General features: G+C 64.5%; 24 protein-coding genes. 19 read left to right on the plus strand and 5 right to left on the minus strand.

All coding sequences use genetic code 11. The features are described from left to right. Positions 1-77: 77 nt before the first annotated feature. Positions 78-806, minus strand: coding sequence for a tetratricopeptide repeat protein (locus tag PVA39_RS22355; protein ID WP_274125928.1), 729 nt, complete (start codon positions 804-806; stop codon positions 78-80). Between the two features lie 152 nt (positions 807-958). Here PVA39_RS22355 and PVA39_RS22360 point away from each other — a divergent pair, with 152 nt between their 5' ends. The 4 genes from PVA39_RS22360 to PVA39_RS22375 all read left to right on the plus strand — a co-directional run bounded on the left by PVA39_RS22360 (position 959) and on the right by PVA39_RS22375 (position 5101). After that, complete coding sequence (locus PVA39_RS22360) at positions 959-1441, plus strand: acyl-CoA thioesterase (RefSeq protein ID WP_274125929.1); 483 nt, start codon at positions 959-961, stop codon at positions 1439-1441. A 178-nt stretch (positions 1442-1619) separates the two neighbouring features. Then, positions 1620-3341 (plus strand): YbaL family putative K(+) efflux transporter, encoded by a 1722-nt coding sequence (gene ybaL, locus PVA39_RS22365; RefSeq protein WP_274125930.1) that lies wholly within the window; start codon positions 1620-1622, stop codon positions 3339-3341. A gap of 98 nt (positions 3342-3439) precedes the next feature. After that, entirely contained in the window at positions 3440-3874 is a 435-nt protein-coding gene (locus tag PVA39_RS22370) for a DUF3301 domain-containing protein (RefSeq protein ID WP_274125931.1), read from the plus strand. Between the two features lie 18 nt (positions 3875-3892). Next, a complete protein-coding gene (locus PVA39_RS22375; RefSeq protein WP_274125932.1) occupies positions 3893-5101 on the plus strand; it encodes a hypothetical protein in 1209 nt (402 codons plus the stop codon). Positions 5102-5119: 18 nt separating this feature from the next. On the opposite strand, the gene PVA39_RS22380 is transcribed toward PVA39_RS22375, so the two are convergent. Further along, positions 5120-6073, minus strand: coding sequence for a CobW family GTP-binding protein (locus PVA39_RS22380; RefSeq protein ID WP_274125933.1), 954 nt, complete (start codon positions 6071-6073; stop codon positions 5120-5122). A 98-nt stretch (positions 6074-6171) separates the two neighbouring features. Here PVA39_RS22380 and PVA39_RS22385 point away from each other — a divergent pair, with 98 nt between their 5' ends. Next, a complete protein-coding gene (locus PVA39_RS22385) occupies positions 6172-6525 on the plus strand; it encodes an NADH:ubiquinone oxidoreductase (RefSeq protein ID WP_274125934.1) in 354 nt (117 codons plus the stop codon). A 390-nt stretch (positions 6526-6915) separates the two neighbouring features. Here the strand turns inward: PVA39_RS22385 and PVA39_RS22390 are convergent, their stop codons facing one another. From PVA39_RS22390 to dksA, 3 genes are read right to left on the minus strand one after another with little or no spacing between them, the layout of a single operon-like run. Then, entirely contained in the window at positions 6916-7560 is a 645-nt protein-coding gene (locus PVA39_RS22390) for a DUF1826 domain-containing protein (protein WP_274125935.1), read from the minus strand. Continuing rightward, positions 7560-8762, minus strand: a complete 1203-nt coding sequence (gene zigA / locus PVA39_RS22395; protein ID WP_274125936.1) for a zinc metallochaperone GTPase ZigA — start codon at positions 8760-8762, stop codon at positions 7560-7562. Before zigA ends, PVA39_RS22390 begins: the two co-directional genes overlap by 1 nt. 27 nt (positions 8763-8789) lie before the next feature. After that, positions 8790-9194 carry an RNA polymerase-binding protein DksA gene (dksA, locus tag PVA39_RS22400; protein WP_274125937.1) on the minus strand — a complete coding sequence of 135 codons (405 nt, stop codon included), beginning with the start codon at positions 9192-9194 and terminating at the stop codon, positions 8790-8792. A 79-nt stretch (positions 9195-9273) separates the two neighbouring features. Here dksA and folE2 point away from each other — a divergent pair, with 79 nt between their 5' ends. The 14 genes from folE2 to PVA39_RS23620 all read left to right on the plus strand — a co-directional run. Beyond that, entirely contained in the window at positions 9274-10161 is an 888-nt protein-coding gene (gene folE2 / locus PVA39_RS22405; protein ID WP_274125938.1) for a GTP cyclohydrolase FolE2, read from the plus strand. Between the two features lie 105 nt (positions 10162-10266). Further along, on the plus strand, positions 10267-11199 hold the full coding sequence (locus PVA39_RS22410; protein ID WP_274125939.1) for a 4-hydroxyproline epimerase: 933 nt from the start codon (positions 10267-10269) through the stop codon (positions 11197-11199). After that, positions 11196-12311 (plus strand): NAD(P)/FAD-dependent oxidoreductase, encoded by a 1116-nt coding sequence (locus PVA39_RS22415; protein ID WP_274125940.1) that lies wholly within the window; start codon positions 11196-11198, stop codon positions 12309-12311. The genes PVA39_RS22410 and PVA39_RS22415 overlap by 4 nt, the downstream gene beginning before the upstream one ends. After that, complete coding sequence (locus tag PVA39_RS22420; RefSeq protein ID WP_093506525.1) at positions 12304-12540, plus strand: (2Fe-2S)-binding protein; 237 nt, start codon at positions 12304-12306, stop codon at positions 12538-12540. The genes PVA39_RS22415 and PVA39_RS22420 overlap by 8 nt, the downstream gene beginning before the upstream one ends. Continuing rightward, positions 12537-13802, plus strand: a complete 1266-nt coding sequence (locus PVA39_RS22425; RefSeq protein WP_274125941.1) for an NAD(P)/FAD-dependent oxidoreductase — start codon at positions 12537-12539, stop codon at positions 13800-13802. The genes PVA39_RS22420 and PVA39_RS22425 overlap by 4 nt, the downstream gene beginning before the upstream one ends. Positions 13803-14437: 635 nt before the next feature. Next, entirely contained in the window at positions 14438-15187 is a 750-nt protein-coding gene (locus tag PVA39_RS22430; protein ID WP_274125942.1) for an AraC family transcriptional regulator, read from the plus strand. A 221-nt stretch (positions 15188-15408) separates the two neighbouring features. Beyond that, entirely contained in the window at positions 15409-16227 is an 819-nt protein-coding gene (locus tag PVA39_RS22435; RefSeq protein WP_093506519.1) for an ABC transporter substrate-binding protein, read from the plus strand. A 96-nt stretch (positions 16228-16323) separates the two neighbouring features. After that, positions 16324-18135: a cis-3-hydroxy-L-proline dehydratase gene (gene lhpI / locus PVA39_RS22440; RefSeq protein WP_274125943.1), complete on the plus strand. Its 1812-nt coding sequence runs from the start codon at positions 16324-16326 to the stop codon at positions 18133-18135. Then, positions 18128-18793, plus strand: coding sequence for an amino acid ABC transporter permease (locus PVA39_RS22445; RefSeq protein WP_093506515.1), 666 nt, complete (start codon positions 18128-18130; stop codon positions 18791-18793). Before lhpI ends, PVA39_RS22445 begins: the two co-directional genes overlap by 8 nt. A gap of 9 nt (positions 18794-18802) precedes the next feature. Beyond that, on the plus strand, positions 18803-19453 hold the full coding sequence (locus PVA39_RS22450) for an amino acid ABC transporter permease (RefSeq protein WP_274125944.1): 651 nt from the start codon (positions 18803-18805) through the stop codon (positions 19451-19453). Continuing rightward, positions 19446-20168, plus strand: a complete 723-nt coding sequence (locus PVA39_RS22455; protein WP_092371754.1) for an amino acid ABC transporter ATP-binding protein — start codon at positions 19446-19448, stop codon at positions 20166-20168. The genes PVA39_RS22450 and PVA39_RS22455 overlap by 8 nt, the downstream gene beginning before the upstream one ends. 12 nt (positions 20169-20180) lie before the next feature. Next, on the plus strand, positions 20181-21236 hold the full coding sequence (locus PVA39_RS22460) for a trans-3-hydroxy-L-proline dehydratase (RefSeq protein WP_274125945.1): 1056 nt from the start codon (positions 20181-20183) through the stop codon (positions 21234-21236). Between the two features lie 102 nt (positions 21237-21338). Next, on the plus strand, positions 21339-22286 hold the full coding sequence (locus tag PVA39_RS22465; RefSeq protein WP_093506508.1) for a dihydrodipicolinate synthase family protein: 948 nt from the start codon (positions 21339-21341) through the stop codon (positions 22284-22286). A 318-nt stretch (positions 22287-22604) separates the two neighbouring features. Next, on the plus strand, positions 22605-22742 hold a 138-nt coding region (locus PVA39_RS23620; RefSeq protein ID WP_443201004.1), incomplete at its 3' end, for a hypothetical protein.

Below are 22742 nucleotides of genomic sequence, written 5' to 3' on the forward strand. Positions count from 1 at the left end.
GCTGCCCGCGCAGCGAAACCGCACGGACCGGCAGCCGCCTTTCAGACCACGGCCCAGAGCGGCGGCGAGCAGCGCGCCTAAGGCATCGGCTTGGCGCTGACCTTCAGGTAACTGCCGGCCACGCTGATACCAAACCCACCATATTCCTGGCATTTCTGGTCGATCACTTCCAGCACCTGGATATCCAGCCCCTCGTGAAGCAACTCGACCGAGCAGCCGCTGGGTAGCCCTGCATTCGTCAGCCGGTAGTAGGCCTTCTCGCCCTGCAGGGTGCCTTGCAGCTGGCCGATGGCGGCCGGGCCATATTCCTCGACCTTCAGGCCTGCGCGCAGCGGCGCGAAGTTAGCCTGGTAGCTGCCGTCGGCCTGGCGGCTGATCTCCAGGCTGCTCCAGACCGCCAGGCCGGAGTAACGCAGGTAACGGCCTTCGATACTGGCGGCCAGCTCCGGGTAGTCCACGGCCGCGGCTACGGCGCGCAGGTTGTTGCGGGTGGCGGTGCCCTGCATGCCATCGGCGAGGGCCACGTTCAGCCAGGCCCGGGCCTGGCCGGGCTGGTCAAGACGCAGCATGGTGACCACCAGGTTGTTCAAGGCCAACTCACGGGCCGCGAGGCTGTCCGAATCCTGCAGCTCGGCGCGCCGCAGCTGCCGCTCGAAGGCCTCGGCGGCTTCCTCGTAACGGCCCGCCTGGTAGGCCGCCGTCCCTGCCGCATTGCACAGGCTGATGCTGTCACAGGGCTGTGGCGCAGCCTGGGCGATGCCGGCGAACAGTGGCAGCAGGGCTAGGCAAATAATCGGGCGCGTCATGGGATCGTCCTGAATAAGTGAGAGACTATGGCTCTGGGAGTGAAATGCCGGTACATACGTTGCAGCAATCGACTGTATAGGCACAATCGACCAGCCAACGCCGCGCAGACTGCCGACAATCGCGACCCGTCCACCCTGATGAGCGAGACTTTATGGAACCCGGCAACGCCCAGCTGACGATGACCGTGCTGATGACACCGGACATGGCCAACTTCTCCGGCAATGTACACGGCGGGACCCTGCTCAAGTACCTCGACGAAGTGGCTTACGCCTGCGCCAGCCGTTATGCCGGCCGCTATGTAGTGACTCTATCGGTTGATCAGGTGACCTTCCGCGAGCCGGTTCACGTCGGCGAACTGGTGACCTTCCTCGCCTCGGTCAACTACACCGGCCGCACCTCCATGGAAGTCGGCATCAAGGTGATCACCGAGAACATCCGTGAGCGCTCGGTGCGCCACACCAACAGCTGCTTCTTCACCATGGTGGCGGTCGACGAGAACGGCAAATCCACCGAGGTGCCGCCGCGCCAGCCGGAAAGTGCGGAGGAGCGTCGACGCTTTGAGCAGGGTCGTCAACGCCGCGAGATCCGCCAGGAACTGGAAAACCGTTACCGGGCGCTCAAAGGCGAATCATGACAATGCTTTGAGTTCGAGGCGCAGCGAAACATTCTGTATAAATAGCTTTTAGTTATAAGCAATATTTTAATATAAGGTAACGGTCTTTACGCCGGGCAATCCGGCGCTGGCCGTTACGCTGTTCTGCGCGGTATCCCCTGCCCGCAGCATGCCAGGCCCTCTTCATCAAGGAGACCGCATGCCGCATCACACCCCCCTGATTGCGACGATCGCTGCCGGCTTCGTGCTGGCCTACCTGTTCGGCAGCCTGGCCAACCGCCTGCGCCTGTCGCCACTGGTAGGCTACCTGCTGGCTGGCGTGATCGTCGGCCCCTTCACCCCTGGCTTTGTTGCCGACAAAGAGCTGTCCCACGAAATTTCCGAGATCGGCGTCATCCTGCTGATGTTCGGCGTGGGCCTGCACTTCTCCCTCAAAGACCTGATGTCGGTCAAACACATCGCCATTCCCGGCGCCGTGGTGCAGATCGCCGTGGCCACGCTGATGGGCATGGGCCTGGCCTGGACGATGGGCTGGGGCTGGGGCGCCGGTCTAGTGTTCGGCCTGGCGCTGTCGGTGGCCAGCACCGTGGTGCTGTTGCGCGCCCTGGAAGAACGCCAGCTGATCGACACACGCCGCGGCAAGATAGCCGTCGGCTGGCTGATCGTCGAAGATCTGGTGATGGTCCTGGCGCTGGTGCTCCTGCCGGCGCTGTCCGGCGTGCTCGGCGGCATTCCCCAGGGCGACGGCTCCAGCAGCATCGGCATGCAGCTGTTGATCACCTTCGGCAAAGTCAGCGCCTTCGTGGCGCTGATGATCGTGGTCGGCCGCCGGGTCATTCCATGGCTGCTCGAACTCAGCGCAGGTACCGGCTCGCGCGAGCTGTTCACCCTCGCCGTACTGGCCATCGCCATGGGCATCGCCTACGGCTCGGCGCAGCTGTTCGGCGTGTCCTTCGCCCTGGGCGCGTTCTTCGCCGGGATGATCCTCAACGAGTCCGAATACAGCCACAAGGCTGCCGAGGATTCGCTGCCGCTGCGCGACGCTTTCGCGGTTCTGTTCTTTGTCTCGGTAGGCATGCTGTTCAACCCGGCGATTCTGCTCGAGCAGCCGCTGCTGGTGCTCGGCACTTTCCTGGTCATCGTGCTCGGCAAATCGCTGGCGGCGATGCTCATCGTGCTGGCCTTCCGCAAACCGCTTAGCACCGCGCTGACCATTTCGGTGAGCCTGGCGCAGATCGGCGAATTCTCGTTCATCCTCATCGGCCTGGGCATCGGCCTGAATCTGGTGCCGGAAGCCGGCCGGGATCTGGTACTGGCCGGGGCGATCCTGTCGATCCTCTGCAACCCGTTGCTGTTCCTGCTCATCGACCGCCTGCAACCCTGGCTGGACCGCCGCGAGAACACCACGCCGGCCGACCTGGCCACCGTCGAGCCGGACGAAGACCACGACCTGCACCCGATCACCGAGACCGGCCATGCCATTCTCATCGGCCACGGCCGAGTGGGCAGCCGTATCAGCCGGCGCCTGCGCGACGAGGGCGTGCCGCTGGTGATCATCGACGACAACCGCACCCGCGCTCAGGAGCTGCGCGAAGAAGGTTTCAGCGTGGTGCTCGGCAACGCGGCCAGCACCCAAGTGCTGGAACTGGCCAACGTGACCTCGGCGCGCTGGCTGATGATCGCCATTCCCAACAGCTTGGAAGCTGGGCAGATAGCCCTCCATGGCCGCCAGGCCAATGCCGGCCTGGACATCATCGCCCGCGCCCATTTCGACGATGAAGTCGACTACCTGCAAACCCACGAGGCCGACCTGGTGGTGATGGGTGAGCGGGAAATCGCCCGGGTGATGTTCGAGCGTCTGGGCCTGCAGGCGCCTGCGCCGGTTGCGCCAGTCGTTACCCCGCACGGGCTGGCCAGTTGAGACACGATCGAAAGCGCTGAGCGGTGACCCGATTCATGGCGGCAACTGTCACTCTGGATCGGGTAAGCTGAGCGCTCCTCGTCGCGAGTTCACCCGCCATGTTGACCCTCGGCAACCTGTTCATCCTGATGCTGCTTGCAGCCGGCGCCGCCTGGCTGTGGCACGGCCACGGTATCCGCGAGCGCGCGCTCACGCGGGTCAAACAGCACTGCACAAAGCTGGATATCGAGCTGCTCGACGGTAACGTGGCCTTCCAGCGCTTCGGCATCGTGCGCGATGGCCGCGGCAACCGCCGCTTCGCACGAACCTACGGGTTCGAGTTCACCGTCACCGGCGAACAGCGCCATGCCGGGCGCATCGTCATGTTCGGCTCACACCCGGGCAATATCGAGCTCGATCCCTACCCGTTCCGTGAACCGCCCGAGGCCCTGCCGCCCGTTGTCGAAGCGGCTCCGGTACCTGCCCCACGGCAATCCTGCCAGGTGATTGAGCTGCAGCAATGGCGTCGCGACCATCCGGTTTCGCGGGACTGATCCCCTGGGCACCTCAACATGGTGAGATATGGCTTCGGCCTGCTGTTGAGCACTCTGTCGGCGCTGCTGATCACCACCCTCAGCCTGTTGGTACTGATCGACAGCAGCGCCGCCATACTCGCCGTACTGGCAGCCCTCTATCTCGCATTGCCGCTACTGGGCCTGCTACTGATCAGCTGGGGTTGCTACCTGTGGCGTGACCGCGCCGCGATGCCCGGCCAGGCCCACGCACTGATGCTGCTGCCCAGCCTGGCCGCCGTGCTGATCGTGCCGCTGGTCTTTACGGCAGGGCAATTGGACGGCCTGGCGTTTTCCGCACAGCACCCGCCCATCAGCGAAGTGCACATCAACCTGACGGGCCAGGACCTGTGGCTAGACGCCTCGGGCACCAGCACCAGCTCGGGCGGCAGCGCCAACCTGCCGATGGCGGGCAGTGAGCCCGAACGCCTGCTGGTCTGGACCCGCTGGCCGGACGAACAAGCCATCGCCCAGGGCCGCTTTTCCTATGAAGGCACCCGGCTGAAGGCCAACGTCGATAGCATCGCCCGGCAGCTGGGCGGCAGCGAGGAAAACACCCTGGCACCCGCGCCGCTGCGCATGACCACGCCCTACCCCGCGGCCGACGAGCTGCCGCTGATTTACCAGTTCTACCACTACCCTGATCGCATCGAAGTCGCCGCCGCCCTGGCCCGCAGCTCGAATCTGGAAACCAGCCAAGCACGCAGTCTGCGCCACACCCCGGTACTGGTGTCAGCGGCCAACCTCAGCGAGCACACCCTGGTGCGCGTGGAGATCGACGGCCAGGCGCTGGCCATGGATATCTGGGGCCGGGCACTGCAACCGGCCCGCGACTGCTATCACGGCTACCCGAACCTGGGGCCGGCCCTGCTGCCGCTCGACGCGCCCTGGCAGGTGCGCTGGCAGGAAGCCGAGGCACCCGGCGTCTGGCACCAGGCCACGGTCAGCCTGCCAGCGCTCCCGCTGACCGCCGATCAGCAGAAACAGGCCCGCCTGCCGCGGGTGCTGCTGTACATCACCAAGGACCGACAGGTACTGGCCGAGCAGTTTCAGGAAATCGAACTGGCCGACGACCGCCTGGGTGTCGCCAATACCGGCGTTCCGCCGGGGCTGCCCGGGGCCGCGCCCTGCGGTTCGGCCCTAGAGCGTTACAACCTGAATAATGTCACGCCGCTGTCGGAGCCCTGGCGAGCACCGCGCCGCGGGTGACGCCCTGAGCTGGCGAATCTAGAGCCGGCAGGCCGCCATGCCGGCCCGCAATGCCGCCTCGTCCTGAGCGCTTGAGAAAATCAGCTCAAGCCGCGAATCCTTGCGCCACTCGCTGTTCTGCCAATGCAGCGCCTGGCCTTGCAGGGCATTGGCCGACAGCCAGCCGGCATTGGTCTGCAGCACCAGCTTGGCGCGCCTCCAGGGCAGCGTTGCCAGCCATTGCTGGATGGCCAGCAGGTCGAAACGCTGGCTCGGGTGCCAGCGCCAGCCGATGCTCCAGCCTTCGGGCTGACCCTGAATCAGGCAGATCGGCTCATCGGCGCTACGCCAAACCATGGACGGTGGAAGCGGACCATCGGGCAACGCGCCGCCCGGACTCGCGGCGCGCGCTTCGGCCTGGGGCAGCCGCTCGAACGGTAGGCGGCCCTGGCTGGTCCAGTACGGCGCCAGCGGCAGTTCGGCCTCCAGCCGCACACGGCTGGCGTCATCCAGCCCCTCACTCTTGTTCAGTACCAGCAGTCGGGCATGGGTCAATGCCTCACGCTGGCTGCCCGCCAGCGGCTCACCGGCAGCCAGTGCCGCGGCGTCGAGCACCATCAGCAACGGCTGCACGGCCAGCACGCCTTCCCAGGGCACCTGGCCAAGCTGTTCGAGCAGGCTCAGCGGATGACCGAGCCCGGACGGCTCGATGAACAGCCGATCCGGTTTGGCCTTGCGCAGCAGCCGGCCCAGGCCGACCTGGAACGGCACACCGTTGACGCAGCACAGGCAGCCACCAGCCACCTCGCTGAAACTCAGGCCATCTTCGTCACGAGCCAGCAGAGCGGCGTCCAGACCTATCTGCCCGAACTCGTTGATCAGCACCGCCCAGCGCTCATGGGCAGGCCGCTGCGCCAGCAACTGATGGATCAGGCTGGTCTTGCCGGCGCCCAATGGGCCGGCGATCAGGTGGGTAGGGATCTGCTTCATCATGGCGCTATGGTGAAGGCTCCGCGCCCCTGGGGAAAGCCCGGCTTGCGCTGATCGAGCGGCCCACCTAAAGTCGCCGCATCTCTAATGGAGTCGTCACGATGCGCCGTTTGCTGCCCCTGCTGTTGTGTGGTCTGTCCGGTCTGGCCTGGGGCGAAGCCTGCGTGGTGCACAGCCAGGCCGAGCGGCTGGACGTGAAGGTTTGCCAGCAGAATCGCAGTATTCCGCCGAACCTGTTCCGCACCGGTTTCTGCCAGCCGCAGCTCAAGGGCCAGAAGGTCGAGGTTAGCTTCGTCGAGCAATGCCCGGTCGGCGCCTTCGGTGTGTGCCGCAACGCTCGGGTGGGCGGCACGCCCTATCAGCAGGACATCCACTACTACGGCGTCGCCGAAGACGCCACCTACCTCAAGCCCTTCTGCGAAAGCCAGAGCAAGGGCGTGTGGATGGCGTACTAAGAGCCTGCTCTATTAAGCCCACGCTCGCCGTGATAGCTAAGTGGCGCAAGCGGCCATTGGGGCACTATCTGTGGGAGCGGGCCATGCCCGCGAAAAATGGCGGGCGTGGCCCATTCTCACAATGGACCCATCCTACGTAGCTGCTTTTGTGGGAGGGGCTTTAGCCCCGAGCTCTTCGTTTGCCTGATAAAAAACTCGCGACTAAAGCCGCTCCCGCGAGTTCGCTGGATGTCCTGCTTCTGCCTTGTAGTTGCCGCTTCATGCACATACCGCTTCCAAGCCGTCATTCAATCGTCATCTGCATCGGCGTTAATGCAACCTCTCTTGGCTACCGGACAGGCCCGGTGGCGATGTCGCTGCGCCCAGGCGCAGCATTTTTTTGCCCGCGATTCAGGCCAGCCAGTCCAGGGTCAGCAGCAGACGACGCTCACCGGCCGGCAAGGCCGGCGAGCGATGGATCAGCCCGCGCCCTTCGTTGCCCACCCAGCGCTCGCCCTTGACCAGCGCCACGTGGCCACAGCCGATCTGCTCGACCACCGCGCCCTCCCTCGGCAACGCCTGTGTGCCGCCCAGCAGCTGACGCGGCAGCTCGTCTTCGGCCAGCCACTGGCTACCGGGGCCGGCGTAGCTGGTGATCAGCCGTAGCGGCACATGGTCGACGTGAAAGCGCGGACACATGGCGCCATCCAGCGCGCGCAGGCGCAGGCCGATACGCCGCGCATCGAGCAGGCAGGCATAGGCACGTACCAGCCAGGCCACATCCGCCAGAAATGCCGCCTGGCCGGGTAGATCGCTGTAGCCGCTGAGCATCCCGTGCAGCGCCGGCTCGGCTTCCGGGTCGGCCAACTCGATGCTCAGCGATTCAGCCAGCGGCTCACCCTGAACCAGCAGCCTGAAGGCGAATGCGGCGAGGTGCTCGGGAAGTTGGCGCTGCCAGACCGCCAGGTTGACCTCATCACGCAGGGCCTCACCCAACACGTCGATGCGCTCGCTGCTGACCTGCAGTGGCGCCGGTTTGATCTTCAGCGCCAGCATCACGCGGCCTCCTGCCAGGGGCCGAACGGGTCGGGCAACTGCCGCCAGGCCTCGGTGCCGGCGGCCATTTCCGCGTCGGTCAGCAAGCAGGCGTCCAGCTCGGCGTGCAGCTGATCGAAGTCGATGTGCTGGCCGATGAACACCAGCTCCTGGCGGCAATCGCCGCTGGCCTTGTCCCACTGGCGGATGATGCCCTTGAGTTCTTCCTCGTCCTGGGGCCACTGGCTCTTCGGCACGAAGCGCCACCAGCGCCCGGCTAGGCCATGGCGCATCAGGCCGCCGGCCTGGGACCAGCTGCCCGCCTCCTGATATTTGCTGGCCAGCCAGAAGAAGCCCTTGGAGCGCAGCAGCCGGCCATTGGTCCATTCGCGGCTGAGGAAATCGAAGAATCGCTGCGGGTGGAACGGCCGCAGCGCCCGGTAGGCGCTGGATGCGATGCCGTATTCCTCGGTCTCCGGTACGTGCTCGCCACGCAACTCCTTGAGCCAGCCGGGCGACTCGGCGGCTCGCTCGAAGTCGAACAGGCCGGTGTTGAGAATGGCCTCCAGCGGTACCGCGCCCATGCTCATCGGCACGATCCGGGCGCGGGTGTTGAGGCGGCGCAGGATGGCGGTCAGCTCTTCGCGCTCGGCCTGGCTGATAAGGTCGATCTTGCTGATCAGCAGTACGTCGGCGAACTCGATCTGCTCGATCAGCAGGTCGGTGATCGACCGCTCGTCTTCCTCGCCCAGTGTTTCACCGCGGCTGGCCAGGCTCTGCGCGGCCTGGAAGTCGGGCAGGAAGTTCACCCCGTCGACCACAGTGACCAAGGTATCCAGACGCGCCAGGTCGGCCAGGCTCTGGCCCTGCTCGTCGCGAAAGGTAAAGGTTTCGGCCACCGGTAGCGGCTCGGAAATGCCGGTGGACTCGATCAGCAGGTAGTCGAAGCGGCCGTCGCGGGCCAGCTTGCTGACCTCGTCGAGCAGGTCTTCGCGCAAGGTGCAGCAGATGCAGCCGTTGCTCATCTCGACCAGCTTCTCTTCGGCGCGGTTGAGGCTGACACCCTTCTGCACCTCGCTGCCGTCGATGTTGATTTCACTCATGTCGTTGACGATCACCGCGACGCGAAGGCCGTCGCGGTTCTTCAGCACATGGTTGAGCAGGGTGCTCTTGCCGGCCCCGAGAAAGCCGGAAAGCACGGTAACGGGAAGGCGGTCGGGCATGGCGCAGGTCCTCATCGGCATCAGGGTTCACAGGTCACGTTGGTGGCGTTCGCGCTGCTCTTCGCGCTCTTTCGCTTCGATACACAGGGTGGCGGTAGGCCGCAGCAGCAGGCGCCGCAGGCCGATCGGCTCGCCGGTTTCACGGCACCAGCCGTACTCGCCCCGAGCCAGCCGCTCGAGGGCCTGGTCGATCTTGTCGAGCAGCTTCTTTTCCCGCTCCAGCAGGCGCAGTTGCCATTGGCGCTGTTCTTCGCGGCTGGCGATATCGGCCTCGTCGGCGGGACGCTCCTGCTCGCGCAGCTCGCCGAACTCGTCGTCGATGCGCTGCTGCAGTTCCTTGCGTTGGCGGGTGAGCAGGTCACGGAAAAACGCCTGCTGAGCGTCGTTCAAGTAGGCCTCGGCGGGCTGGGCCAGCAATTCATCGGCAGTCATGGTGGGTTCGAACTCGATTCAATTGTTATAACATAACATTAAACCAAATATTGTCATGCCGAACATTCAGAGGAAGCCGATGAACAGCCAGCCCATGCCGGATATCGCCGCACAACGCGCTCACGCCAACGTGCCACTCGATTGTGTAGGTATGGGCGGCATCGCCCTACCGGTGCTGCTGGGCGAGCAACCAATCAATGCCCAGGTGGACGCTGGCGTCAGCCTGGATGACGGCCAGAGCCGTGGCATCCATATGTCGCGCCTGTACCTGGCCCTGGCCGCGCTGCAGGGCGAACCGCTGTCGCCAGCCCTGCTGCGCTATGTGCTGGAAAACTTTCTGGTCAGCCACTACGGCCTGTCGCACTGCGCCTACCTGGAACTGCGCGGCGACTGGCTGCTCTCGCGCCCGGCGCTGGTCAGCCCGCTGGCCGGCTACAAGGCCTATCCGCTGACCATCAATGCACGCCTCGATCCTGCAGGCTTTCATTTGGAGCTGGGCCTGCGCGTGGTCTATTCATCGATCTGCCCCTGCTCTGCCGCCCTGGCCAGGCAATTGATCCAGCAGCGCTTCGCCGCCGACTTCGCGAACCTTCCGCTGGATTTCGACGCTCTGCACGCCTGGCTGGGCAGCACCGGTATCGTTGCCACGCCCCACAGCCAGCGCAGCGACGCGAACATCCGCGTGCGCTTACCTGACGAGGCCAACGACCTGCCCTTTCTGGCCCTGCTCGATAGTGCCGAAGCCGCCCTGGGCACCGCCGTACAAACCGCCGTCAAACGCACGGACGAACAGGCCTTTGCTCTGGCCAACGGCCAGAATCTGATGTTCTGCGAGGACGCCGCCCGCCGGCTGTACCAAGCGTTGTTGAAGATGCCGGGCATCGACGCGTTCCATATCCAGGTGACCCACGCCGAAAGCCTGCACGCCCATGATGCAGTGGCATCAGCCAGCCACGGCTGGTGCTGAATCGTTATGCCAATTTCGTCATTGCATCCGAACAAATCCCTCAAGCCGAGCAAGCCACGTCACGTCACCCTGTAGCCATTCAATCGGCATACAGGCGCAGCGCCAATGAAACGCATCGAAGTGATCGACTCTCATACCGGCGGCGAGCCGACCCGGCTGGTGGTCAGCGGCTTTCCCGATCTCGGCACGGGCCGCATGGCCGAGCGCAAACAGCTGCTGGCCAGTGAGCACGATGCCTGGCGCGCCGCCTGCATTCTCGAACCGCGCGGCAATGATGTGCTGGTCGGCGCCCTGCTCTGCGAGCCCGTCGACCCCAGCGCCTGTGCCGGTGTGATCTTCTTCAACAACACCGGTTACCTCGGCATGTGCGGGCACGGCACCATCGGCCTGGTGGTGTCGCTGGCCCATATGGGCCGTATCGGCGCTGGCGTGCACAAAATCGAAACGCCGGTGGGCACGGTCGAGGCAACCTTGCACGAGGATCGCTCGGTCAGCGTGCGCAACGTGCCGTCCTACCGTTACCGCCAGGCCGTCGAACTGCAGGTTCCGGGCTACGGCCCGGTGCAGGGCGATATCGCCTGGGGCGGCAACTGGTTCTTCCTGATCGCCGAGCATGGCCAGCGCATCACCGGCGACAACGTCGAAGCGCTGACCGCCTACACCTACGCCGTGCAAAAGGCGCTGGAAGATCAGGGCATTCGTGGCGAGGACGGCGGCCTGATCGATCATATCGAGCTGTTTGCGGATGACGATAAGGCGGACAGCCGTAATTTTGTCCTTTGCCCAGGCAAAGCCTACGACCGCTCGCCCTGCGGCACCGGCACCAGCGCCAAGCTGGCCTGCCTGGCTGCCGATGGCAAGCTGCAGCCCGGCGAGACCTGGCGCCAGGCCAGCGTGATCGGCAGCCTGTTCGAGGGCTCGTACCAGTGGCAGGGCGACAAGGTGATTCCAACCATCCGCGGCCGCGCCCATATCAGCGCCGAAGCGACCCTGCTGCTCGATGCGGACGACCCGTTCGCCTGGGGCATCCGTCCATGACGCCAACGCGGGTCGCCGATGTGATCGTTATCGGCTCCGGCATCATCGGCGCGGCCTGTGCCCGCGAGCTGGCGCGCCGCGGCCAGCAGGTGCTGGTGATCGATGCCGGCCTGCACAGCGCCACCGCCGCCGGCATGGGTCATTTGCTAGTTCTCGATGACAACCAGGCCGAACTCGATATCAGCCGCTACTCGGTGAACCGCTGGCGTGAGCTGGGCCCGCAATTGCCGGACGACTGCGCGTATCGCAACAACGGCACCCTGTGGTTGGCCGCCAACGAAGAAGAGCTGGCGGCGGCAGAAGCCAAGAGCGGCAACCTGCGCGCCGAAGGAATACGCTGCGAGATGGTGCCCGGCCACGCGCTGCAGGCCATGGAGCCGATCCTGCGCGACGGCTTGCACGGCGCCCTGCGCCTGCCCGACGACGGCATTCTCTACGCACCGAATACTGCACGCTGGATGCTCGACAACCCGCGCATCACCCGGCGGCGCGCCAAGGTCACGGAGCTGGACGGCAACCGCGTGCGCCTCGAAGACGGCAGTTGGCTAGGCGCCGATGCCGTGGTGCTCGCCAACGGTATTCAAGCCGTGGAGCTCTGCCCGGAGTTGCCCATCGCGCCGAAGAAAGGCCACCTGCTGATCACCGACCGTTACCCGCACCCGGTCACCCACACCATCACCGAGCTGAGCTACCTGACCAGCGTGCACAACAGCAGTGGCGCCTCGGTGGCCTGCAACATCCAGCCGCGGCCGACCGGACAGCTATTCATCGGCACCTCGCGGCAATTCGACACCCTCGACCCCGAAGTCGACGGCTGGTTGCTGGCGCGCATGCTCAAGCACGCCGCGAGCTATGCGCCGGGCCTGGCGCAACTCAATGGCATCCGCGCCTGGGCCGGCTTTCGCGCCGCCACACCGGACGGCATGCCGCTGATCGGCGAACACCCTGCGCAGCCTGGCCTGTGGCTGGCGGTCGGCCATGAGGGGCTGGGTGTTACCGCGGCGCCGGCTACCGCCGACCTGCTCGCGGCGCTGCTGTGGGACGAGGCCGAACCCATTCCGGCTGCCGCCTATGCGCCCCGACGTTACCTTGGAGAAACCGCCCATGCCTGACCTGCACCTCGATGGGCGCCCGCTCAGCGTCGCGCCGGGCACCACGGTCGCTGCCGCGCTTGCCCTGGGCGGCGACGGCAGCGCACGTACCTCGGTAATCGGACAGCGCCGGGCACCGCTATGCGGCATGGGCATCTGCCAGGAGTGCCGGGTAACCGTCGACGGCATGCGCCGCCTGGCCTGCCAGACCCTGTGCCGCGATGGCATGCAGGTGGAGACACGGCCATGAGCGAACAGGCTGACGTACTGATCATCGGCGCCGGCCCGGCCGGTCTGTCGGCCGCCCTGGCCGCCGCCAACGACGGCGCAAGGGTGGTATTGGTCGACGACAACCCGCTGCCCGGCGGGCAGATCTGGCGCGATGGTGCGCAGGCCAGGGTGCCGGCCCAGGCTCGCCAGTTGCGCGACGCTGTGGATAACCACGCCACCATCCAGCGCCATGCTGCGACGCGGGTGGCGGCCAGGGCCGGCAGCACTGGCCTGCTGGTCGAAAATGCCGAGCGCGGCTGGGTAATCGACTATCACCGGCTGATCCTGTGCACCGGGGCACGCGAGTTGTTACTGCCGTTTCCTGGCTGGACGTTGCCCGGAGTAACCGGTGCCGGCGGCCTGCAGGCACTGATCAAGGGCGGCTTGCCGGTGGCCGGTGAGCGCACCGTGATTGCCGGCAGCGGCCCGCTGCTGCTGGCCAGCGCCAGCACGGCGAAACAGGCCGGCGCTCAGGTGCTGCGCATTGCCGAGCAGGCCTCGACAAGCGCAGTCGCGGCCTTCGCCCTGCAACTGCCGCGCTGGCCGCACAAGCTGCTGCAGTCCTTCGGCCTGTTCGATGGCGGTTATCGCCCTGGTACACGCATCGTCGCCGCGCTGGGGCAGGATCGTCTGGAAGGCGTGCGCCTGCAGCGCGGCGGCGAAATCGAAGAGCTGGAGTGCGAGCGCCTTGCCTGCGGTTTCGGCCTGATTCCCAACGTGCAACTGGGGCAGGCGCTCGGCTGTGCGCTGGGCAGCGCCGCCATCAAGGTGGACGCCTGGCAGGCGACCGATATGGCCGGCATCTACGCGGCGGGCGAATGTACCGGTTTCGGCGGCAGCGAACTGGCCCTGGTCGAAGGTCGCATTGCCGGCCACGCCGCTGCCGGCAACCGCGAGGCTGCGCGGCGGATGTGGCCAGCCCGTGCCCGCTGGCAACGCTTTGCCGATGCGCTGAACAAACACTTCGCGCTGGACCCCTTACTCAAACGCCTGGCACAACCAGACACCCTGCTATGCCGCTGCGAAGACGTCCCCTACGCCGCCGTAGCAGCCCACGACAACTGGCGCGAAGCGAAACTGGCGACCCGCTGCGGCATGGGCGCCTGCCAGGGACGAATCTGCGGCGGCGCCACGCAATACCTGTTCGATTGGCAGCCTGCCGCGCCGCGCCCGCCATTCACACCAACGCGAATCGACACCCTTACGCTGCTGGAAGAAGCGGCCCAGAGCAGCTCACCGTGAGCGTGGCGCTTATTTTAATCGCGGGCCAGCCGCACACTTCAAACGGTAACAAAGCGGGTAGCGCGGTAACGCTTTTGTGCTCCGCTGCACAGTCAGAAAAATACCGAAAATATTAAGCCATTGATAAATAACGATATTTCAAAATTGGCACAGGTTATGCTCTATCTCCCGCACAACAAAAATAACAAGACACATCTGATAACAAGAACAAGACAACGGCTCTAGCATAAGAAAGACAAAAACGCAGAGACGCAGCTAACTGATTTCTTTGGAGAGGACCGCCCTCGGGCTTGTACCGCAACCGGGTCGAGAACAATAAAACTGCTTTGCAAGGCAGCGACAGACGGGTTGGATCTACGGATCACGGCAACATCAGCGTCCAAACAAATCCGTTCGCTCTTGGCCTCCTTTAGGGGCCTCGGCTAAAACAAGAACAATAGGCCGTTAGCACTAACAAGAACGATGATTCGAACAAGATTTAGGGGAGCCTCGGCTCCCCTTTCTGCTTTCTGGCGTTCTCGCCAGCCGCCTCGCCTTCGCACCACAAATCCTTGCAGACCCACAGGCTCAATTAGCTGCCCGTCTTGCAATAACGCGCTAGGCTCTGCACCTATTCAAACTGTCTGCAGCCAGCCATGCACAGCCTGCTCCCGAACTCGCCTCATCCCGACCTGCCGACATTGATCAGCACCCTCATGCAGATCGAGCCGTTGCTCGATGCCATGCCCGAGGTAGTGTTCTTCATCAAGGACACGCAGACCCGCTACGCCTTGGTCAACCAGACGCTGGTGCAGCGGCTGGGCTTCAAGAGCAAAGACAAGCTGGTGGGGATGACCGCCGAACAGGTGTTCCCTGCCAGCTTCGGGCCCTCCTACACCGCGCAGGATCGGCGCGTGCTGGATGAGGGTAGCCAGCTCGACGACCAGCTGGAGCTGCACCTTTATTACGGCAACCAGCCGGTCTGGTGCCTGACCCACAAGCTGGCGCTGCGCAATCGGTGTGGAGACATCATCGGCCTGGCCGGCATCTCCCGGGATGTACAGCTGCCACAATCGGGCCATCCCGCCTACCCGAAGCTGGCTGCGGTGGATGCCTATATCCGCGAGCACTTCGCCCGGCCAATCAGCCTGGCCGAGCTCACCGAGCTGGCCGGATTGTCAGTGGCGCAACTGGAGCGTCACTGCAAGCGCATCTTCCAGCTCACCCCGCGACAGATGATCCACAAGGCGCGCCTTGGCGAGGCAAGTCGCCTGCTGCAGCACGACCTGCCAATCACCGAAATCGCCCTGCGTTGCGGTTACACCGACCACAGCGCCTTCAGCCGCCAGTTCCGTGCGCTTACTGGGCTGACGCCTAGCCAGTTCCGCGAATCGCACGCCGGCTGATACCACCGGTGTTCCGAAACAGGGCGACAGCGCTTGGCTTTCGCTCCCATCTGTAACACCCGACCTGCGCTCTAGACTCCTCCGTTTACGCTTCATTCCCTCTGGAGCCGTCACAGCGCGCGGCCCGCAGCACCATGCTGCAGAACAGGCACAGCGGTTGCATATTAAATATCGTATACGAAATTTCCTATAATGATTGTCTGCACCGTTTCGAGGCCCCTATGAAAAATCCCGCTTTTGCCGTAGCCCTCAGCGCAGTACTCAGCACCACCCTGATCGGCACCGCTCACGCCGACAAACTCGACTCGATCATCGAGTCCGGCAAACTCCGCTGCGCGGTAACCCTGGACTTCCCACCCATGGGCTCGCGTGACGACAAGAACCAGCCGGTCGGCTTCGACGTCGACTACTGCAACGACCTGGCGAAAGTTCTCGGCGTCGACGCCGAAGTGGTGGAAACACCGTTCCCGGATCGTATCCCGGCGCTGGTTTCCGGCCGTGCCGACGTGATCGTCGCCTCCACCTCCGACACCCTGGAGCGTGCCAAGACGGTGGGCCTGACCGTGCCCTACTTCGCCTTCCAGATGGTCGTACTGACGCGGGACGATACCGGCATCAACAAATACGAAGACCTCAAGGGCAAGGCCGTGGGTAACACCAGTGGTACCTACGAGGCCATCGCCCTGGAGAAGGACGTGAAAGCCTGGGGCGACGGCAGCTTCCGCGCTTATCAGTCGCAGAACGACACCATCCTGGCTGTCGCTCAGGGCCACATCGCCGCCACCGTGGTCACCAATACCGTGGCCGCGGCCACCCTCAAGTCCGGCAAGTACAAGGGCCTGAAAGTGGTCGGTGACGCGCCTTACGTCGTCGATTACGTGTCCCTGGCGGCCAAGCGCGACGAGTACGGCCTGATCAACTACCTCAACCTGTTCGTCAACCAGCAGGTACGCAGCGGCCGCTATGACGAGCTGTGGAAGAAGTGGGTGGGCGACGAAATCAAACCGGCCAACCTGACCGTACCAGGCGTTTACTACTGATCGACGCATCAATGCGCCGCCATTGGCGGCGCATTCAACCCTTTTTCGCTCGCTTGCCCCGGTGGCGCCGAGCTTTTGCCTAAGGCGGAGCCCTTGATGACAGCAGTCGCGGATCACACCTCGTCCGCCCCTGAAGCGTGCGCGCTCCAGGGGCGCAGCCTGGTCGCTGGGCGCGCCGAGGGTGAGTTGCTGTTCGCCGAGATGGGCCTGAGTTTCTGGGGCGGCGTCGACCCGTTCACGGGCGAGGTGATCGATCGTCATCACCCGCTCAGTGGTCAGAGCCTGGCGGGCCGCGTACTGGCGATTCCCAGTGGTCGCGGCTCCTGCACCGGCAGCAGCGTGATGATGGAGCTGCTCAGCGGCGAGCACGCGCCTAGCGCCCTGGTGCTCGCCGAGGCAGACGAGATTCTCACACTGGGCGTGCTGGTGGCTGAACTGCTGTTCCAGCGCTCCATTGCCGTACTGTGCATCGGGCATGAAGCCTTCACCCGCCTGCGCGGCCAGGCTTACGCCCGCCTCGACGGTGAGCGACTGCAGCTTTATCCACAGCGCCCTGCCGATGCCCGGCCGACAGGCGTGGCTTCAATACATCAGCAGCCGCCTTTCGCCAGCGCCCTGCAATTGAGCGAAAGCGACCGTGCCCTGCTCGACGGCAGCCACGGCAAGGCCGCACAGGTGGCCATGCAACTGGTATTGCGCATGGCCGAACTACAGGGCGCCAGCGAACTGCTGGATGTCACCCAGGCGCATATCGACGGTTGCATCTACACCGGTCCGGCCAGCCTGCGCTTCGCCGAGCAACTGGTGGCCTGGGGCGCCAAGGTACGGGTACCGACTACCCTCAACTCGATTTCCGTGGATCAGCGCCGCTGGCGTGCTCTGGGCATAGACGCCGCCTTCGGCGAACCGGCCAGTGCACTCGGCGATGCCTACATGGCCATGGGTGCCCAGCTCAGCTTCACCTGTGCGCCTTACCTGCTGGACAGCGCGCCCGCCGAGGGCGAGCAGATCGTCTGGGCCGAGTCCAATGCGGTGGTCTACGCCAACAGCGTGCTCGGGGCACGCACCCTCAAATACCCCGATTATCTGGATATCTGCATCGCCCTCACCGGCCGTGCTCCCAAGGTCGGCTGCCACCTCGACGAGCAGCGCATGGCCAGCCTGCAGATCGAGCTGCCCGAGCTCGCTGAACTCGACGATGCCTTCTACCCACTGCTCGGTTACCACATCGGCCTGCTCTGCGGCAGCCATATTCCGTTGGTACACGGCCTGGAAAACGCCGGGCCGAGCCTGGACGATCTCAAGGCCTTTGGCGCCGCCTTCGCCACCAGTTCGGCGGCGCCACTGTTCCATATCGCCGGTGTTACCCCGGAAGCCCGTGATCCACAGCAGGTTATCCACAACGGTAGAGAGCTTCCGATCAAACGGATCAGCCTCGCCGATCTGCGCCGCAGCTGGGATGAGCTGAACAGCGCTGATGAAGCCGAGGTGGGGCTGATCGCCCTCGGCAATCCGCATTTCTCGCTCAGTGAACTCGCCCGCCTCGCCGATCTGTGCACGGGCCGCAGCAAGCACGCTCAGGTGAGCCTGGTGATCACCTGCGGCCGGGCGATTCACGAGCAGGCCCGCGCGGCCGGTTACCTCGCCGTGCTGGAGGCCTTCGGAGCAACGCTGGTCACCGACACTTGCTGGTGCATGCTCGGCGAGCCGGTGGTACCGACTACCTGCCGCACCCTGATGACCAATTCGGGCAAATACGCCCATTACGCGCCAGGGCTGGTCGGCCGTGCGGTGCACTTCGCCAGCCTGGCCGAGTGCGTCGACGCCGCCTGTTCGGGCCAGGCCAGCGGCCGTCTGCCGCGCTGGCTGCAATCGGCTTCCCCTGTGGAGAACCCCACGCATGTTTGATTACACCTTCCATTGGCGCCAGGCCTTCAAGGCACTGCCCGACATGCTCGCCGGCGCCTGGGTGACCTTCGAGACGGCCGCCCTGTCGATGATCTTCGGGGTGCTCATCGCCCTCGCCCTGACGGTGATGCGTGAGCTGAAAAACCCCGTGGCCCGCGGCTTCGCCAACACCTGGGTATCCATCGCGCGTAACACGCCATCGTTGTTCCAGATTTACATCCTGTACTTCGGCCTGGGCTCGATGGGCTGGCACGTCAGCTCCTGGGTCGCCCTGCTGGCCGGCATCACCTTCAACAATGCCGGCTACCTGGCAGAAAACTTCCGTGGCGGCCTCAAGGCCGTGCCCGGCACCCAGGTGCGTGCCGCCCGCTCGCTGGGCATGAGCGCCTTTCAGGCCTACCGCATGATCGTCGTGCCGCAGCTGCTGCGCATCGTCTTCTACCCGCTGACCAACCAGATGGTCTGGGCCGTGCTGATGACCTCGCTGGGGGTGATCGTCGGCCTCAACAACGACCTCACCGGCGTTACCCAGGACTACAACGTCAAGACCTTCCGCACCTTCGAGTTCTTCGCCATCGCGGCGGTGCTGTATTACCTGATCGCCAAGGCGATCGTAGCGGTTGCCCGGCTGCTGGCCTGGCGCCTGTTCCGTTACTGAGGATCGCTCATGTTCGATACCAGCTTCACCTGGAACGATTTCCTCTACCTGCTCGACGGCGCCTGGGTCACTCTGCAACTGACCTTCTGGGCCATCCTGCTGGGCTCCTTCGCCGGCCTGCTGTTCGGCCTGCTGCGTGCCCTGCTGCCGCGCGCCACCCTGCCGCTGGCCTGGGTGCTCGATGTCTTTCGCAGCGTGCCACTGCTCATCCAGTTCGTGCTGTTCAACTCGTTCAAGAGCATCGCCGGCATCGACATCAGCGCCTTCGCGGTGGGCTGCATCGTGCTGGGCATCTATGCCGCCGCCTACTTCACCGAGATCGTGCGCAGCGGCGTGCTTTCGGTGCCATTCACCTTGCGCCGCGCCAGCCGTTCCTTGGGCCTGAGTTACCTGCAGGACCTGCGCTACATCGTGCTGCCGATGGCCACGCGGGTGGCCTTCCCCGGCTGGCTGAACCTGGTGCTCAGCGTGATGAAGGACACCGCGCTGGTGATGTGGATCGGCATTGTCGAGCTACTGCGCGCCTCGCAAACCATCGTCACGCGCATTCAAGAGCCGTTGCTGGTGCTGTGCATCGCCGGCCTCATCTACTACGTCATGAGCCTGGTGGTCGCCCAACTGGGCGCACGGCTGGAAAAAAGGTGGCAGGAAAATGATTGAGATCGACAACGTACACAAATCCTTCGGCAGCCTGGATGTGATCAAGGGCGTCAGCCTGACCGTCAACAAGGGCGAAGTGGTGTCGATCATCGGCGGCTCCGGCTCCGGCAAGTCGACCCTGCTGATGTGCATCAACGGCCTGGAGTCGATCAAGAGCGGCAGCATCCGCGTCGACGGCACCGAAGTGCATGCGCCGGGCACCGACATCAACAAGCTGCGCCAGAAGATCGGCATCGTGTTCCAGCAGTGGAATGCCTTCCCGCACCTGACCGTGCTGGAAAACGTCATGCTGGCGCCGCGAAAGGTGCTCGGCCTGAGCAAGCAGGAGGCCGAGGCCATCGCCGTGCAGCAGCTCACCCACGTGGGCCTGGCCGACAAGCTCAAGGTGTTCCCCGGCAAGCTCTCCGGGGGCCAGCAGCAGCGCATGGCGATTGCCCGCGCCCTGGCCATGAGCCCCGACTACATGCTGTTCGACGAGGCCACCAGCGCCCTCGACCCGCAACTGGTCGGCGAGGTGCTCGACACCATGCGCATGCTCGCCGAAGACGGCATGACCATGGTGCTGGTGACCCACGAGATCCGCTTCGCCCGTGACGTGTCCGACCGCGTGGCGTTCTTTCGCAACGGCCTGGTACACGAGATCGGCGCGCCCGAGCAGGTGCTCGGCAATCCGCAGAAACCGGAAACCGCCGACTTCCTCAAGTCGGTTCATTGAGAGGGCTGCGCCGTGCGTTCGAACAAGGTCATTCACGTGGTCAGCTGCCATGCCGAAGGCGAGGTCGGCGACGTCATCGTCGGTGGCGTCGCGCCACCGCCCGGCGAGACGCTGTGGCAGCAGTCGCGCTGGATCGAACAGGACGACTTCCTGCGTAACTTCGTGCTCAACGAGCCGCGCGGCGGCGTGTTCCGCCACGTCAACCTGCTGGTGCCGGCGAAGAATCCCAAGGCGCAGATGGGCTGGATCATCATGGAGCCGGCCGATGTGCCGCCGATGTCCGGTTCCAATTCGCTGTGCGTGGCCACCGTGCTGCTCGACAGCGGCATCCTGCCGATGACCGAGCCGCAGACCTTCCTGACCCTGGAAGCGCCCGGTGGCCTGGTGGAAGTGATCGCCGACTGCAAGGGCGGCAAGGCCGAGCGCGTCGAGGTGAAGAACGTGCCCTCGTTCGCCGACAAGCTCGACGCCTGGATCGAGGTCGAAGGACTGGGTTCGCTGCAGGTCGATACCGCCTACGGTGGCGACAGTTTCGTGATCGCCGATGCACACCACCTGGGCTTCGCCATACAGGCCGATGAAGCTGCCGATCTGGTCGCTGTGGGCCTGCGCATCACTCAGGCCGCCAATGAACAGCTCGGTTTCCAGCATCCGCTGAACCCGGACTGGAGCCATATCTCCTTCTGCCAGATCGCCGCGCCGGTGGTGCATGAGAACGGCATCGCCACGGGCGCCAACGCGGTGGTCATTCGCCCCGGCAAGATCGACCGCTCGCCCTGCGGCACCGGCTGCTCGGCGCGCATGGCGGTGCTGCATGCCAAAGGCCAGCTGGCAGTAGGCGAACGCTTTATCGGCCGTTCGATCATCGGCTCCGAATTTCACTGCCGCATCGACTCGCTGACCGACGTGGCCGGTCGCCCGGCGATCTACCCCTGCCTATCCGGCCGCGCGTGGATCACCGGAACTCACCAGCACCTGCTCGACCCGAGCGACCCCTGGCCAACGGGCTATCGCCTGTCGGATACATGGCCGGTGGAGCTGAAACTGCAAGACTTGCTGAAGATTTGAAACTGCCGGTTCGCCGGCGCAATAAACGGGCATAACGCCTACCAACTACGACATTTTTCTTTCGTATACGAAATACTTTGAATGCTCCCAGGAGGCAATACCATGAATAGCAGCATCTTCACCGGCACCATTCCCGCGCTAATGACCCCCTGCACCGCCGAGCGCACGCCGGACTTCGACGCCTTGGTGCGCAAGGGCAAAGAGCTGATCGAGGCCGGCATGAGCGCGGTGGTCTACTGCGGTTCCATGGGCGACTGGCCGTTACTCACCGAAGCCCAACGCCAGGAAGGGGTGGCGCGCCTGGTCGCTGCCGGCATCCCGACCATCGTCGGCACCGGTGCGGTGAACAGCCGCGAAGCGGTTTCCCATGCTGCCCACGCCGCCAAGGTTGGCGCCCATGGCCTGATGGTCATCCCGCGCGTGTTGTCCCGAGGTGCTTCGCCAGCCGCTCAGGAAGCCCACTTCGCTGCAATTCTCGAAGCTGCTCCGAAACTGCCGGCAGTGATCTATAACAGCCCGTACTACGGCTTCGCCACCCGCGCCGAGCTGTTCTTCAAGCTGCGCCGCAAGTATCCCAACCTGATCGGCTTCAAGGAATTCGGTGGCGCCGCCGACATGCGTTACGCCGCCGAGCACATCACCTCCCAGGATGAGAACGTGATTCTCATGGCCGGCGTCGACACCCAGGTGGTGCATGGCTTCGTCAATTGCGGCGCGACTGGTGCCATCACCGGGATTGGTAACGCTCTGCCGCGCGAAGTGCTGCAACTGGTCGAGCTGAGCAAGCAGGCCGCCAAAGGCGACGCCGTCGCCCGCCGCCGCGCCCTGGAGTTGTCCGAGGCGCTGAACGTACTGTCTTCCTTCGACGAAGGTACCGACCTGGTTCTCTACTACAAGCACCTCATGGTGCTGGGCGGCGACCAGGAATACGCCCTGCACTTCTATGAAACCGATGCCCTCAGCGACGCCCAGCGCAACTACGCCGAGACCCAGTACACCCTGTTCCGCCAGTGGTACGCCAACTGGTCAGTCGAAAACAACATCGCCTGATCACTGTACGTCGGCCGGATGCGTCCAGCGCATCCGGCCGAGCGGGCTCGCAGTGGTCGGCAACCTGCGCAGTTCAGCGGGTAGATCGCCTTGCCTGCCCAAATCTACCGAGATGATCATCCAGATACTCATATCGGCCGCTGATCAAGCCTGGCGCTGCGCCTTTCCGCTCTGCCTACCCAAGCCCTGCTCATTGGAATATGGCGGCTAAAGCGTTCAGTACGCCGCAAGAAAAATAGCAGACTTGCGCAACTGATCAGACATCGTACAATCAAAGCCTTTTCGTACGTGTTCATTCGTCCCCAACAGGAGCTAACAATGCCCGCTACCATCGGCCACAACATCATCGGCGGCGCTTACAGCGCAGCCGGCTCCGTAGTCCACAAGAGTCACGACGCCACTACTGGCGAAGCCCTTTCCTACGATTTCATCCAGGCCACCCCTGAAGAAGTCGAT

It is taken from the genome of Pseudomonas sp. CNPSo 3701, assembly GCF_028674975.1.
Classification (GTDB): domain Bacteria; phylum Pseudomonadota; class Gammaproteobacteria; order Pseudomonadales; family Pseudomonadaceae; genus Aquipseudomonas; species Aquipseudomonas straminea.